Origin of the sequence: Mesorhizobium sp. M0244, assembly GCF_040321795.1 — a bacterium.
In the GTDB taxonomy this organism is placed as follows: Bacteria; Pseudomonadota; Alphaproteobacteria; order Rhizobiales; family Rhizobiaceae; genus Mesorhizobium.
This window is the reverse complement of the sequence record NZ_JAMYSE010000030.1, coordinates 16,569-30,140: the sequence shown is the minus strand read 5'-3', so window position 1 is coordinate 30,140 and position 13,572 is coordinate 16,569. Positions and strand designations below refer to the sequence as shown.

General features: G+C 62.6%; 13 protein-coding genes. All 13 read left to right on the top strand.

The genetic code is table 11. The features are described 5' to 3' along the window. Nucleotides 1-3: 3 nt before the first annotated feature. Nucleotides 4-606, top strand: a complete 603-nt coding sequence (locus NKJ08_RS18895; protein ID WP_352524453.1) for an NADH-quinone oxidoreductase subunit C — start codon at nucleotides 4-6, stop codon at nucleotides 604-606. Continuing rightward, nucleotides 607-1,797 (top strand): NADH-quinone oxidoreductase subunit D, encoded by a 1,191-nt coding sequence (locus tag NKJ08_RS18890; RefSeq protein WP_352524454.1) that lies wholly within the window; start codon nucleotides 607-609, stop codon nucleotides 1,795-1,797. It begins immediately after the preceding gene. A gap of 2 nt (nucleotides 1,798-1,799) precedes the next feature. Beyond that, on the top strand, nucleotides 1,800-2,174 hold the full coding sequence (locus NKJ08_RS18885; RefSeq protein WP_352524455.1) for a hypothetical protein: 375 nt from the start codon (nucleotides 1,800-1,802) through the stop codon (nucleotides 2,172-2,174). After that, entirely contained in the window at nucleotides 2,175-3,242 is a 1,068-nt protein-coding gene (gene nuoE, locus NKJ08_RS18880) for an NADH-quinone oxidoreductase subunit NuoE (RefSeq protein ID WP_352782638.1), read from the top strand. 10 nt (nucleotides 3,243-3,252) lie between these two features. After that, complete coding sequence (nuoF, locus tag NKJ08_RS18875) at nucleotides 3,253-4,557, top strand: NADH-quinone oxidoreductase subunit NuoF (protein ID WP_352524458.1); 1,305 nt, start codon at nucleotides 3,253-3,255, stop codon at nucleotides 4,555-4,557. Nucleotides 4,558-4,634: 77 nt separating this feature from the next. Further along, the gene (locus tag NKJ08_RS18870) at nucleotides 4,635-5,330 is read left to right on the top strand and encodes a helix-hairpin-helix domain-containing protein (protein ID WP_352782636.1); all 696 of its coding nucleotides are present in this window, start codon (nucleotides 4,635-4,637) and stop codon (nucleotides 5,328-5,330) included. A gap of 74 nt (nucleotides 5,331-5,404) precedes the next feature. Further along, the gene (gene nuoG / locus NKJ08_RS18865; RefSeq protein ID WP_352782634.1) at nucleotides 5,405-7,486 is read left to right on the top strand and encodes an NADH-quinone oxidoreductase subunit NuoG; all 2,082 of its coding nucleotides are present in this window, start codon (nucleotides 5,405-5,407) and stop codon (nucleotides 7,484-7,486) included. 2 nt (nucleotides 7,487-7,488) lie between these two features. Beyond that, nucleotides 7,489-8,532, top strand: a complete 1,044-nt coding sequence (gene nuoH, locus NKJ08_RS18860) for an NADH-quinone oxidoreductase subunit NuoH (RefSeq protein ID WP_352524461.1) — start codon at nucleotides 7,489-7,491, stop codon at nucleotides 8,530-8,532. Further along, nucleotides 8,532-9,023 (top strand): NADH-quinone oxidoreductase subunit NuoI, encoded by a 492-nt coding sequence (gene nuoI, locus NKJ08_RS18855; protein WP_023676622.1) that lies wholly within the window; start codon nucleotides 8,532-8,534, stop codon nucleotides 9,021-9,023. Before nuoH ends, nuoI begins: the two co-directional genes overlap by 1 nt. 118 nt (nucleotides 9,024-9,141) lie before the next feature. After that, nucleotides 9,142-9,762, top strand: coding sequence for an NADH-quinone oxidoreductase subunit J (locus NKJ08_RS18850; RefSeq protein WP_352782632.1), 621 nt, complete (start codon nucleotides 9,142-9,144; stop codon nucleotides 9,760-9,762). A 1-nt stretch (nucleotide 9,763) separates the two neighbouring features. Then, complete coding sequence (nuoK, locus tag NKJ08_RS18845) at nucleotides 9,764-10,072, top strand: NADH-quinone oxidoreductase subunit NuoK (protein WP_023676620.1); 309 nt, start codon at nucleotides 9,764-9,766, stop codon at nucleotides 10,070-10,072. Between the two features lie 10 nt (nucleotides 10,073-10,082). After that, nucleotides 10,083-12,056: an NADH-quinone oxidoreductase subunit L gene (nuoL, locus tag NKJ08_RS18840; protein WP_352524463.1), complete on the top strand. Its 1,974-nt coding sequence runs from the start codon at nucleotides 10,083-10,085 to the stop codon at nucleotides 12,054-12,056. After that, nucleotides 12,056-13,561, top strand: coding sequence for an NADH-quinone oxidoreductase subunit M (locus NKJ08_RS18835; RefSeq protein WP_352776650.1), 1,506 nt, complete (start codon nucleotides 12,056-12,058; stop codon nucleotides 13,559-13,561). The genes nuoL and NKJ08_RS18835 overlap by 1 nt, the downstream gene beginning before the upstream one ends. Nucleotides 13,562-13,572 lie beyond the last annotated feature (11 nt).

Sequence of the window (13,572 nt, the reverse complement as noted above, 5' to 3'; positions counted from 1 at the left end):
GGCATGACCCAGGCGTTGAATGACCTCTCGACCTATCTCGGCGAGAAGCTGATCGGCCGGATCGGCGAGGCGGTGTTCGCTTATGGCGAGCTCACCATTTCTGTCGAACCGCGCGACCTGATCGAGGTGACGACCTTCCTGCGCGACGACCCGAAATGCCAGTTCATTTCGATCATCGACGTCTGCGGCGCCGATTATCCGTCGCGGGCGAAGCGCTTCGACGTCGTCTATCATCTGCTTTCGCCGAAACAGAACATCCGCATCCGCATCAAGGTCCAGGCCGATGAAGAGACGCTGGTGCCGTCGATCACCGGTATTTATCCCGGCGCCGACTGGTTCGAGCGCGAAACCTACGATCTCTATGGCGTGCTGTTCTCAGGCCATCCCGATCTGCGCCGCATTCTGACCGATTACGGTTTCGAAGGCCATCCACTGCGCAAGGACTTTCCGCTGACCGGCTTCGTCGAGGTGCGCTACGACGATGAAGCCAAGCGCGTCATCTACGAACCGGTGGAATTGAAACAGGAATTCCGCAATTTCGATTTTCTATCTCCGTGGGAAGGTACGGATTACGTGCTTCCGGGGGATGAGAAGGCAAAACAGTGAATGGCTGAGACCTCGGTTCGCAACTTCAACATCAATTTCGGCCCGCAACATCCGGCGGCGCATGGCGTTTTGCGCCTTGTGCTCGAGCTTGACGGCGAAGTCGTCGACCGGGTCGATCCGCATATCGGGCTGTTGCACCGCGGCACCGAAAAGCTGATCGAGGCCAAGACTTATCTGCAGGCCGTGCCCTATCTCGACCGGCTCGATTATTGCGCGCCGATGAACCAGGAGCATGCCTTTGCGCTCGCCGTCGAGCGGCTGCTCGGCATCGAGGTGCCAAAGCGCGGGCAGTTGATCCGAGTGCTCTATTCGGAAATCGGCCGCATCATGTCGCATATTCTCAACGTGACGACGCAAGCGATGGATGTCGGTGCGCTGACGCCGCCTCTGTGGGGCTTCGTCGAGCGCGAAAAGCTGATGGTCTTCTACGAGCGCGCCTCGGGGTCGCGCATGCATGCCGCCTATTTCCGCCCCGGCGGCGTCCACCAGGACCTGCCGCAGAAGCTGATCGAGGACATCGGCAACTGGATCGACCCGTTCCTGAAATCGCTCGACGATCTCGATGCGCTTTTGACCGGCAACCGCATCTTCAAGCAGCGCAATGTCGACATCGCTACCGTCTCCCTGGCCGATGCCTGGGCCTGGGGTTTTTCGGGCGTCATGGTGCGCGGCTCGGGTGCTCCCTGGGATCTGCGCAAATCGCAGCCCTACGAATGCTATGCCGAGATGGATTTCGACATTCCGATCGGCAAGAACGGCGACTGTTTCGACCGCTATCTGGTGCGCATGGAAGAGATGCGGCAATCGGCCAAAATCATGCGCCAGTGCGTCGACCTTTTGCTCGGCAAGGAAGGCGCGGGGCCGGTGTCGAACCTCGACGGCAAGGTGGTGCCGCCGAAGCGCGCGGCGATGAAGCGCTCGATGGAAGCGCTGATCCATCACTTCAAGCTCTACACCGAAGGCTACCGCGTGCCGGCCGGCGAGGTCTATGCGGCCGTCGAGGCGCCGAAGGGCGAGTTCGGCGTGTATCTGGTCTCCGACGGCTCCAACAAGCCGTACCGCTGCAAGCTGCGCGCGCCGGGCTTTGCGCATCTCCAGGCCATGGATTTCTTGTGCCGCGGCCACATGCTGGCCGACGTCACCGCCGTGTTGGGTTCCCTCGATATCGTGTTTGGTGAGGTGGACCGGTGAAGATGGGGAGCGCCCTGCACGTTGCTGCCGGTTTTGCCGCCGGTGTCGCCGGCATGGGTGCAATTGCCGCCTGGGGCAGCTCGCCGCAAGCCTATTGGGTGTCCTGCGGGCTTGAGGGCGTGAAGACAGATGTCAAGTGCAGGGTGACCAAGATGGGCAGGCTTTGGAACCTGGATTCGGGTTGGTATGTCAGTGCCGATGCGCATTACCCGGATTGGAAGGTGGCACTTGGCGCGGATTGCTCGGATCGGTACCGCGAATATCGCGACTATGTCGACACTACTTGGGAAAAGATCGGAAACGATGAGAGTACCGCGGTCTTGGCCAGGTCCGACCCTCGTTTTTATTTCGACTGCTACAACAGAGCTCAAAACTAAATGTCAGTCCGTCGTCTCGCAGAAGCCAGCGTCCAGCCAGCCTCCTTCGCCTTCAACCGGGCGAATGCGGCAGCGGCGAAGCAGTGGATCAAGAAATACCCGAAGGGGCGCGAGCAGTCCGCCATCATCCCCTTGCTGATGCTGGCGCAGGAGCAGGAAGGCTGGGTGACCAAGGCGGCGATCGAGACGATCTCCGACATGCTCGACATGCCCTATATTCGCGGGCTGGAAGTCGCCACCTTCTACACGCAATACCAGCTCAATCCGGTCGGCACCCGCGCCCACATCCAGGTCTGCGGCACCACGCCCTGCATGCTGCGCGGCTCGGAAGCGCTGATGGATGTGTGCCGCTCGAAGATCCATCACGACCAGTTCCACACCAACGACAAGGGCACGCTGTCATGGGAGGAGGTCGAATGCCTCGGCGCCTGCGTCAACGCACCGATGGTGATGATATTCAAAGACACGTACGAGGATTTGACGCCGGAGCGGTTTGCCGAGATCATCGACCTTTATGACGCCGGCAAGGGTGCTTCGGTGAAACCGGGACCGCAAAACGGCCGCGTCACTTCCGAGCCGGCCAGCGGCCTGACGACCCTTAAGAGCGAAAAGGCGATCCTCAAGGCGACCCGCGACCGGGAAGCCAAAGCGGCAACCAAAGCCGCCAAGGAAGCGGCGCCGGCGGCCGCTGCCGCAGCACCGGTTCCACCAGCTGCTCCTGCCGCGCCTGCACCGGCGCCGGTTGCGCCGTCGAATGCCAGCAGGCCGAAGACCGATGCGGTCGAGACCAGCCCGGCAGTGAAATCGCCGTCGGCGACAAAAGTTGCGCCAGCGACGGAGAAGGCGGCGAGCGTTGCAGCCCCGCTGCATTCGGCCGCCAACGCCAACAAGGCCGAGCCGCAGGTCGAAGACGTCTCGAAACAGCGCAAAGGCCCCAAGAACAAGGCCGAGCCGGCGTCTGCTTTCAAAGCGCCGGAGGTCAAGGGCGCATCGGCGAAGGCTGCCGCCAAGCCGGCCAAGCCGTCGCCCGCAAACAAGAGCCGGCCGACCGGCAAGAAGCCGGTCTGAGGAACGAGCAATGCTTCAGGACAGAGACCGCATCTTCAACAATATCTACGGCCGCTTCGACAAGTCCCTGGCCGGCGCGATGGCGCGCGGCGCCTGGGACAACACGCCCGGCATCATCGCCAAGGGGCGTGACTGGATCGTCAACGAGATGAAGGCCAGCGGCCTGCGCGGCCGCGGCGGCGCCGGTTTCCCGACCGGGCTGAAATGGTCGTTCATGCCCAAGCAAAGCGACGGCCGGCCGAGCTATCTCGTCGTCAATGCCGACGAATCCGAGCCCGGCACCTGCAAGGACCGCGACATATTGCGCCACGATCCGCACACGCTGGTCGAAGGCTGCCTGCTTGCCGGCTTCGCCATGGGCGCGGTCGCCGCCTACATCTATGTGCGTGGCGAGTTCATCCGCGAGCGCGAGGCGCTGCAACGCGCCATCGACGAGGCCTATGCGGCCAAGCTGATCGGCAAGAACAATACCTCCGGCTACGATTTCGACATCTACATGCACCATGGCGCCGGCGCCTATATCTGCGGCGAGGAAACGGCGCTGCTGGAAAGCCTCGAAGGCAAGAAGGGCCAGCCGCGGCTGAAGCCGCCGTTTCCGGCCAATGTCGGCCTCTATGGCTGCCCGACGACGGTCAACAATGTCGAGTCCATCGCCGTGGCGCCAACCATTCTGCGCCGCGGTGCGGCCTGGTTCTCGTCCTTCGGCCGGCCCAACAATGTCGGCACCAAGCTGTTCTGCATCTCCGGCCACGTCAACAATCCGTGCACCGTCGAAGAGGCGATGTCGATCCCGTTCCGCGAACTGATCGAGACGCATTGCGGCGGCATCCGCGGCGGCTGGGACAATCTGCTGGCGGTTATTCCGGGCGGCGCCTCGGTGCCGTTGGTGCCGGCCGAGCAGATCATCGACGCGCCGATGGATTTCGATGCGCTGCGCGACCTGAAATCGGGCCTAGGCACCGCGGCTGTCATCGTCATGGACAAATCCACCGATGTCGTGAAAGCGATCGCCCGGCTTTCCTACTTCTACAAGCATGAGAGTTGCGGCCAGTGCACGCCCTGCCGTGAAGGCACCGGCTGGATGTGGCGGGTGATGGAACGGCTGGTGCGCGGCGAGGCGCAGAAGCGCGAGATCGACATGCTGCTCGACGTGACCAAGCAGGTCGAGGGACACACGATCTGCGCGCTGGGCGATGCGGCGGCGTGGCCGATCCAGGGCCTGATGCGGCATTTCCGCGGCGAGGTGGAGCGGCGCATCGACGAGTTTTCGCGCAACGCGCACCGCGCCGAACCGGTGTTGGCGGCGGCGGAATAGAAGAATTCGAAATGCGGGCGAATGTCCGAAACGAGGAAACGAGCGCGGGGCAGACGGAAACGACCAGGAGACCACCTATGTCGCTGTTTTCGATACCCGACGATTTGACGCCCGATATGGACCCGTTCTTGAAGATGAACCAGGACCTGACCAGGATGATGCCGAAGGAGATGGCCAGCGCCGTCAATCTCCTGGCGCATCCTGTCGCCGGCGCGGCGGCGATGACGGCACTCGGCATCGGCCTTGCCAACCACGCCTTTGGCATCTGGATGGGCGTGCTTTCAGGCGCGGCCGAGACCTCGCAGCGCCTTTGGCAGCCGGTCACCGAGGATTTCGAGGCCCGGACCGAACGCGTGTCTGCGACCGGCAAAAGCTCGTCGACAAAGGCGCGCGCAGCCACCAAAACCCTGATTGCCGAGGCGCAGTCCTTCGCCAATGACGTGACCGACATTGCGACAAGCACTGCGGCGCGGAGCGTGGCGAATGCGAGCACCGTTGCAGCGGACGCATCGGCCGGGCTGATGCCGGAAGATTTCAAGCAGCCCAAGCCGATGGACCGGCCAGCCGTGCCCGTCGACCTCAAGGCAATATCGGGCATCGGACCGAAACTGGAAAAGGTGCTGAACGGCCTTGGCATCTGGACATACGCCCAGATTGCCGCGTGGACGCCGCAAGAGATCGCCTGGGTCGAGGATTACATGTCGTTGAAGGGCCGTATCGGTCGTGACGGCTGGATCGGTCAGGCGGCCGCGTTGGCCGGGGCCAAAAAGTGAATTCGATGCCGTGCGCGGTCTCGGCTGCGCCCGGAAGGAAAGATTGCGGAACGTCCGCAGGGGTTTGAGGCGAAATGGCAAAGCTCAAGGTCGACGGGAAAGAGATCACTGTACCCGACCACTACACGCTGCTGCAGGCGGCCGAGGACGCAGGTGCTGAAGTGCCGCGCTTCTGCTTCCATGAGCGGCTGTCGATCGCCGGCAATTGCCGCATGTGCCTGATCGAGGTGAAGGGCGGGCCGCCCAAGCCGCAGGCGTCCTGCGCCATGGGCGTGCGCGACCTGCGCCCTGGCCCGAATGGCGAGCCGCCGGAAATCTTCACCAACACGCCGATGGTCAAGAAGGCCCGCGAAGGCGTCATGGAATTCCTGCTGATCAACCATCCGCTGGATTGCCCGATCTGCGACCAGGGCGGCGAGTGCGACCTGCAGGATCAGGCGATGGCGTTCGGCGTCGATTCCTCGCGCTACCACGAGAACAAGCGAGCGGTCGAAGACAAGTATATCGGGCCGCTGGTCAAGACGATCATGAACCGCTGCATCCATTGCACGCGCTGCGTCCGCTTCACCACCGAGATTGCCGGCATATCGGAGCTTGGGCTGATCGGCCGCGGCGAGGATGCCGAGATCACCACCTATCTCGAAAGCGCCATGACTTCGGAACTGCAAGGCAATGTCATAGACCTTTGCCCGGTCGGTGCGCTGACCTCCAAACCCTACGCCTTCCAGGCACGGCCGTGGGAACTGACCAAGACCGAATCCATCGACGTCATGGACGCCGTCGGCTCGGCGATCCGCGTCGATAGCCGGGGCCGCGAGGTGATGCGCATCCTGCCGCGTACCAACGAGGCGGTGAACGAGGAGTGGATTTCCGACAAGACCCGCTTCATCTGGGACGGCTTGCGCACGCAGCGCCTCGACCGTCCCTATGTGCGCAAGGATGGCCGGCTGGTGCCGGCAAGCTGGGCCGAGGCCTTTTCCGCCATCAGGGAGGCCGTTTCGAACGCCGCTTCCGATAAGATCGGCGCCATTGCCGGCGATCTCGCGGCCGTCGAGGAAATCTACGCGCTGAAGCTGCTGATGGCTTCGCTCGGCTCGAAGAACACCGACTGCCGCCAGGACGGTGCCGCACTCGATCCGTCGCTCGGCCGGGCGAGCTATGTGTTCAACCCGACCATCGAAGGCATCGAACAGGCCGATGCGGTGCTGATCATCGGCGCCAATCCGCGCTTCGAGGCGTCCTTGCTCAATGCCCGCATCCGCAAGCGCTGGCGGGCCGGCAATCTGCCGGTCGCCGTCATCGGCGATGTCGGCGATACGCGCTACGATTACGAGCAGCTCGGCGCCGGACCGGAATCGCTGAAGGATCTCGCAGAGGGCAACGGCAAATTCTTCCAGCTGCTGAAGAAGGCGACGCATCCGCTGATCATCGTCGGCCAGGGCGCGCTGGCGCGTCCGGACGGTGCGGCCGTGCTCGGCCAGGCGGCGAAGTTCGCCGTCGCCGTCAACGCCGCAAGGGCCGACTGGAACGGCTTTGCCGTGCTGCACACTGCGGCGGCACGGGTCGGCGGCCTCGATGTCGGCTTCGTGCCGGGCGAGGGCGGCAAGAACGTCGCCGGTATGCTGGGCGAGATGGACGTGCTGTTCCTGCTCGGCGCCGACGAAATCGACATGGCCAAAACCGGCGGCGCTTTCGTCGTCTATATCGGCACGCACGGCGACAAGGGCGCGCACCGCGCCAACGTCATCCTGCCGGGAGCCGCCTATACCGAAAAGTCGGGCACCTTCGTCAACACCGAAGGCCGCGTGCAGCAGACTAATCGTGCCGGCTTCGCGCCAGGCGAAGCGCGCGAGGACTGGGCTATTCTCAGGGCACTGTCGGATGTGCTCGGCAAGAAACTGCCGTTCGATTCGCTGCCGCAGCTGCGCGCAAAACTCTACGGTGAGTATCCGCATCTTGCCCGCATCGACAAGGTCGAGGCAGGCAACGCCGACGATATCGCCAGGGTGGCGAAGCTCGGCGGGCGGCTGAACAAGGGCACCTTCACCTCGCCGGTCAAGGATTTCTACCTGACCAACCCGATTGCGCGGGCCTCCGCGGTGATGGCGGAATGTTCGGCGCTGGCGAAAAACGGCTTCAGGCAGGCGGCGGAGTAGACATGGACACCTTCTTCTCCTTCTACGTGCTGCCGGCGCTGCTGATCCTGCTGAAGTCGGTCGTGCTGATCGTCGTTCTGTTGATCTTCGTCGCCTATGTGCTTTATGCCGACCGCAAGATCTGGGCGGCGGTGCAATTGCGCCGCGGACCGAACGTCGTCGGCCCATGGGGCACGCTGCAGGCTTTCGCCGACCTGCTGAAATTCGTCTTCAAGGAACCGGTGATTCCGTCCGGCGCCAACAAGGGCGTTTTCCTGCTGGCGCCCTTGGTGTCGGCGGTGCTGGCGATCTCGGCCTGGGCGGTCATCCCGGTCAATGAGGGCTGGGCGATCGCCAACGTCAATGTCGGCATCCTCTATGTCTTCGCCATCTCCTCGCTCGAGGTCTATGGCGTGATCATGGGCGGCTGGGCGTCCAATTCGAAATACCCGTTCCTCGGCGCGCTGCGCTCGGCGGCGCAGATGGTATCCTACGAAGTCTCGATCGGCTTCGTCATCGTCACCGTGCTGCTTTGCGTCGGCTCGCTCAACCTGTCCGACATCGTTTTGTCGCAGCAGGACGGGTTGGGCACGCGGATCGGCCTGCCGAATACCTTCCTCGACTGGCACTGGTTGTCGCTGTTCCCGATGTTCATCGTCTTCTTTATCTCGGCGCTGGCCGAGACCAACCGGCCGCCCTTCGACCTCGTGGAAGCCGAATCGGAACTCGTCGCCGGCCATATGGTCGAATATTCCTCGACGCCGTTCCTGTTGTTCTTCCTCGGCGAATATGTCGCCGTCGTCCTGATGTGCGCGCTGGCGACCATCCTGTTCCTTGGCGGCTGGCTGCCGCCCTTCAACTTCGCGCCGTTCACCTGGGTGCCGGGGCTGATCTGGTTTGTGCTCAAGGTCTGCCTGGTGTTCTTCATGTTCTCCATGGTGAAGGCGTTCGTGCCGCGCTATCGCTACGACCAGCTGATGCGGCTCGGCTGGAAGGTCTTCCTGCCGATCTCGCTGTTCATGGTGGTCGCCACCGCCGCCTTCCTCAAGATCACGGGGTTTGCGTGATGTCAGCATTGTCCCAGGCCGCCAAGTCACTGCTTTTGCAGGATTTCGTCAGCGCTTTCTTCCTGTCGATGCGCCAGTTCTTCGCGCCGAAGGAGACGATCAATTATCCGCATGAGAAGGGGCCGGTCAGCCCGCGCTTCCGTGGCGAGCATGCGCTACGCCGCTATCCGAACGGCGAGGAGCGCTGCATCGCCTGCAAATTGTGCGAGGCGATCTGCCCGGCGCAGGCCATCACCATCGAAGCCGGCCCGCGCCGCAATGACGGCACGCGGCGCACCGTGCGCTACGATATCGATATGGTGAAATGCATCTATTGCGGCTTCTGCCAGGAAGCCTGCCCGGTCGACGCCATCGTCGAGGGGCCGAATTTCGAGTTCGCGACGGAGACGCGCGAGGAACTCTATTACGACAAGGACAGGCTTTTGGCCAATGGCGACCGCTGGGAGCGCGAACTGGCGCGCAACATCTCGCTGGATGCGCCTTACCGCTGATATTTGACGCATGGACGGGGCAAAGGGCCTCGTTTAAGGAACACGCAACTTGCCGACCGGAGGCGGTGGCAAAAAACAGGACGAACGTCCTGTTCTGACAGGAAACCCGGGGGAACCCATGCTGAGTGGACTAGCGGCGGCCTTTTTCTACCTCTTCGCCTTTGTCGCGGTGGCATCGGCGTTCATGGTCATTTCGTCGCGCAATCCCGTGCATTCGGTGCTGTTCCTGATCCTGACCTTCTTCAACGCCGCCGGCCTGTTCATGCTGACCGGCGCCGAGTTCCTGGCGATGATCCTGCTCGTCGTCTATGTCGGCGCCGTCCTGGTGCTGTTCCTGTTCGTCGTCATGATGCTCGACGTCGACTTCGCCGAGATGAAGGAAGGCGCCTTGCAATATGCGCCGATCGGCGCGCTGGTCGGGCTGATCCTGGCGGCGGAGCTGATCATCGTGCTCGGCGGCTACACATTCGCGCCGAAACTGGCGGCGACGGTCGCGAAGCCCATCCCGGATCTGGCCACGCGCTCCAACACGGCAGCGCTCGGCGACATCCTCTATACGGATTACCTCTACTACTTCCAGATTGCGGGCTTGGTGCTGCTGGTCGCCATGATCGGCGCCATCGTGCTGACACTGCGCCACAAGCCGGGCGTCAAGCGGCAGTCGATCGCCGCCCAGGTCGGCCGCACGCCGGCAACCGGAATGGAAATCCGCAAGGTCAAGACGGGCGAAGGAGTCTGAGATGGTCGTCGGCATCGCGCACTATCTGACCGTTTCGGCGATCCTGTTCACGCTCGGCGTGTTCGGCATCTTTTTGAACCGCAGGAACGTCATCGTCATCCTGATGTCGATCGAGCTGATCCTGCTTGCGGTCAACATCAATTTCGTCGCCTTCTCGGCGGCGCTCGGCGATCTGGTCGGCCAGGTGTTCGCATTGTTCGTGCTGACGGTCGCGGCGGCCGAAGCAGCTATCGGCCTTGCCATTCTCGTCGTCTTCTTCCGCAACCGCGGCTCGATCGCGGTCGAAGACGTGAACATGATGAAGGGTTGACGGAACCAAAATGTATCAGGCCATCGTCTTCCTTCCGCTGCTCGGCTTTCTGATCGTCGGCCTGTTCGGCACCTCGCTCGGCGCCAAGGCCTCCGAATACATCACCTCCGGCTTCCTGGTGATCGCGGCTGTGCTGTCGTGGGTCGCCTTCTTCTCGGTCGGCTTCGGCGGCGGCGAGGTGTTCACCGTGCCGGTGATGCGCTGGATCCAGTCGGGCGGCATCGAGGCGGCATGGGCGCTCAGGATCGACACGCTGACGGTGGTGATGCTGGTCGTCGTCAACACGGTGTCGTCGCTGGTCCATATCTACTCGATCGGCTACATGCACCACGATCCGGACCGGCCACGCTTCTTCGCCTATCTGTCGCTGTTCACCTTCGCCATGCTGATGCTGGTGACGGCCGACAACCTCGTGCAGATGTTCTTCGGCTGGGAAGGCGTCGGCCTTGCCTCCTATCTGCTGATCGGCTTCTGGTACAAGAAGCCGTCGGCCAATGCCGCGGCGATCAAGGCCTTCGTCGTCAACCGCGTCGGCGATTTCGGCTTCGCGCTCGGCATCTTCGGCGTGTTCGTGCTGTTCGGCTCGGTCAACCTCGGCACCATCTTCGCTAATGCGGCGACGTTCATTCCGGCCGAAGGCGCGCAGCAGGGTCCGGCCGTACTGACGTTCCTCGGCTATGCGTTAGACAAGCAGGCGGCGATGACTGTCGTTTGCCTGCTCCTGTTCATGGGCGCCATGGGCAAGTCGGCGCAGGTGCCGCTGCACACCTGGCTGCCCGACGCCATGGAAGGGCCGACGCCGGTCTCGGCGCTGATCCATGCCGCGACCATGGTGACGGCCGGCGTGTTCATGCTGGCGCGGCTGTCGCCGCTGTTCGAGCTGTCGCATTCGGCACTGACCGTGGTCACTTTCATCGGCGCCTTCACCGCGTTTTTCGCGGCGACAGTCGGCCTCGTCCAGAACGACATCAAGCGCGTCATTGCCTATTCGACCTGCTCGCAGCTCGGCTACATGTTCGTGGCGCTCGGCGTCGGCGCCTATGGCGCGGCGATCTTCCATTTGTTCACCCACGCCTTCTTCAAGGCGCTGCTGTTCCTCGGCTCCGGCTCGGTCATCCACGCCGTCTCCGACGAGCAGGACATGCGCAAAATGGGCGGCCTCAGGACGCTCATTCCGACGACCTACTGGATGATGGTGATCGGCACGCTGGCGCTGACCGGCGTCGGCATCCCGGTGACGATCATCGGCACGGCCGGCTTCTTCTCCAAGGACGCCATTATCGAAGCTGCGTTTGCCGGCCACAATGCGGTCGCCGGGCTTGCCTTCATATTGCTGGTCGTTGCCGCCTGCTTCACCTCCTTCTACTCTTGGCGGCTGATCTTCATGACCTTCCATGGCGAGCCGCGGGCCAGCCACGAGGTCATGCACCATGTCCATGAATCGCCGCCGGTCATGCTGGTGCCGCTGTTCATCCTGGCGGCGGGCGCACTGTTCGCCGGCGTGATCTTCCATGGCGCCTTCATCGGCGAGGGCTATGCCGAATTCTGGAAGGCGTCGCTGTTCACGCTGCCGGTAAATCACATCCTGCACGAAATCCACGAAGTGCCGTTGTGGGTCGAGTTGTCGCCGTTCATCGCCATGCTGATCGGCTTTGCGATTGCCTGGCAGTTCTATATCCGCGCACCGGAAATGCCGAGGAACCTCGCTGCCCATCATCGCGGCCTCTACGCCTTCCTGCTCAACAAATGGTATTTCGACGAGCTCTACGATTTGCTGTTCGTGCGGCCGGCTAAGCGCCTCGGCAGCTTCCTGTGGAAGACCGGCGACGGCACCGTCATCGACGGGCTTGGGCCGGACGGCATTTCGGCGCGCGTCGTCGACGTCACCAACCGGGTTGTCAAGCTACAGACCGGCTATCTCTACCACTATGCCTTCGCCATGCTGATCGGCGTTGCCGCACTCGTCACCTGGATGATGCTCTGATGACCGCCTGGCCGATCCTATCGCTGGTCACCTTCCTGCCGCTGGTTGGTGTGTTGCTCATCCTCTTCGTGCGTGACGACAGCGAGAACGCGCGCCGCAACATCCGCGCCATCGCGCTGTTCACGACGATTTTCACGTTCGTGGTTTCGCTGTTCATCTGGACCGGCTTCGACAATTCGCAGCCCGGCTTCCAGTTCGTCGAGAAGTTCGCCTGGTTGGATTCCGGCATCTCCTACCATATGGGCGTCGACGGCATCTCCATGCTGTTCGTCATCCTGACCACCTTCCTGATGCCGCTCTGCATTCTCGCCTCGTGGGAATCGATCGAGAAGCGCGTCAAGGCTTACATGATCGCCTTCCTGCTGCTCGAGACGCTGATGATCGGCGTGTTCTGCGCGCTTGACATCGTCTTGTTCTACGTCTTCTTCGAAGCCGGTCTGATCCCGATGTTCATCATCATCGGCGTGTGGGGCGGCAAGCGACGCGTCTATGCCTCGTTCAAGTTCTTCCTCTATACGCTGGCCGGCTCGGTGCTGATGCTGCTCGCCATCATGGCGATGTTCTTCCAGTCCGGCACCACCGACATCCCGACGCTCTTGACGCACAATTTCCCAATCAGCATGCAGACCTGGCTGTGGCTTGCCTTCTTCGCTTCCTTCGCCGTGAAGATGCCGATGTGGCCGGTGCATACCTGGTTGCCTGATGCCCATGTCGAGGCGCCGACGGCCGGCTCGGTGATCCTGGCCGCCATCCTGCTGAAAATGGGCGGATACGGCTTCCTGCGCTTTTCGCTGCCGATGTTCCCGATCGCCTCGGAGATGTTTGCGCCGCTGATCTTCTCGCTGTCGGTCGTCGCCATCATCTACACCTCGCTGGTGGCGCTGATGCAGGAGGACATGAAGAAGCTGATCGCCTATTCGTCGGTCGCGCATATGGGCTTCGTCACCATGGGCATCTTCGCGATGAACCAGGAAGGCGTGCAGGGCGCGATCTTCCAGATGCTGTCGCACGGCCTCGTCTCCGGCGCGCTGTTCCTCTGCGTCGGCGTCATCTACGACCGCATGCATACGCGCGACATCGATGCCTATGGCGGGCTGGTCAACAACATGCCGAAATACGCCACCGTGCTGATGATCTTCACCATGGCCAATGTCGGCCTGCCCGGCACCAGCGGCTTCGTCGGCGAGTTTTTGACCATGCTCGGCGTGTTCCGGGTCAATACCTGGGTGGCGTTCTTCGCGGCGACCGGCGTCATCCTGTCGGCAGCCTATGCGCTGTGGCTCTATCGCCGGGTGATCTTCGGCGCGCTGACCAAGGAAAGCCTGAAGGGTCTGCTCGATCTTTCGACGCGCGAGAAGGTGATCATCTACCCACTCGTCGCGCTGGTCATCTTCTTCGGCGTCTACCCGGCGCCGGTGTTTGACGCGACGGCCGAATCGGTCAAGGCGCTCGTCACCAATGTCACCGCATCCATCGACTCCGCGCAGACCGCGGCGGCGAACTGACTGAGGATTTA

Excerpts from the sequence above, each read along its gene's own strand:
- nuoK (WP_023676620.1), top strand. The coding sequence starts at position 9,764 with ATGGTCGTCGGCATCGCGCACTATCTGACCGTTTCGGCGATCCTGTTC.
- NKJ08_RS18885 (WP_352524455.1), top strand. The coding sequence starts at position 1,800 with ATGGGGAGCGCCCTGCACGTTGCTGCCGGTTTTGCCGCCGGTGTCGCC.
- NKJ08_RS18895 (WP_352524453.1), top strand. The coding sequence starts at position 4 with ATGACCCAGGCGTTGAATGACCTCTCGACCTATCTCGGCGAGAAGCTG.
- nuoG (WP_352782634.1), top strand. The coding sequence starts at position 5,405 with ATGGCAAAGCTCAAGGTCGACGGGAAAGAGATCACTGTACCCGACCAC.
- nuoI (WP_023676622.1), top strand. The coding sequence starts at position 8,532 with ATGTCAGCATTGTCCCAGGCCGCCAAGTCACTGCTTTTGCAGGATTTC.
- nuoF (WP_352524458.1), top strand. The coding sequence starts at position 3,253 with ATGCTTCAGGACAGAGACCGCATCTTCAACAATATCTACGGCCGCTTC.
- NKJ08_RS18835 (WP_352776650.1), top strand. The coding sequence starts at position 12,056 with ATGACCGCCTGGCCGATCCTATCGCTGGTCACCTTCCTGCCGCTGGTT.
- NKJ08_RS18870 (WP_352782636.1), top strand. The coding sequence starts at position 4,635 with ATGTCGCTGTTTTCGATACCCGACGATTTGACGCCCGATATGGACCCG.
- nuoL (WP_352524463.1), top strand. The coding sequence starts at position 10,083 with ATGTATCAGGCCATCGTCTTCCTTCCGCTGCTCGGCTTTCTGATCGTC.
- nuoH (WP_352524461.1), top strand. The coding sequence starts at position 7,489 with ATGGACACCTTCTTCTCCTTCTACGTGCTGCCGGCGCTGCTGATCCTG.
- nuoE (WP_352782638.1), top strand. The coding sequence starts at position 2,175 with ATGTCAGTCCGTCGTCTCGCAGAAGCCAGCGTCCAGCCAGCCTCCTTC.
- NKJ08_RS18850 (WP_352782632.1), top strand. The coding sequence starts at position 9,142 with ATGCTGAGTGGACTAGCGGCGGCCTTTTTCTACCTCTTCGCCTTTGTC.
- NKJ08_RS18890 (WP_352524454.1), top strand. The coding sequence starts at position 607 with ATGGCTGAGACCTCGGTTCGCAACTTCAACATCAATTTCGGCCCGCAA.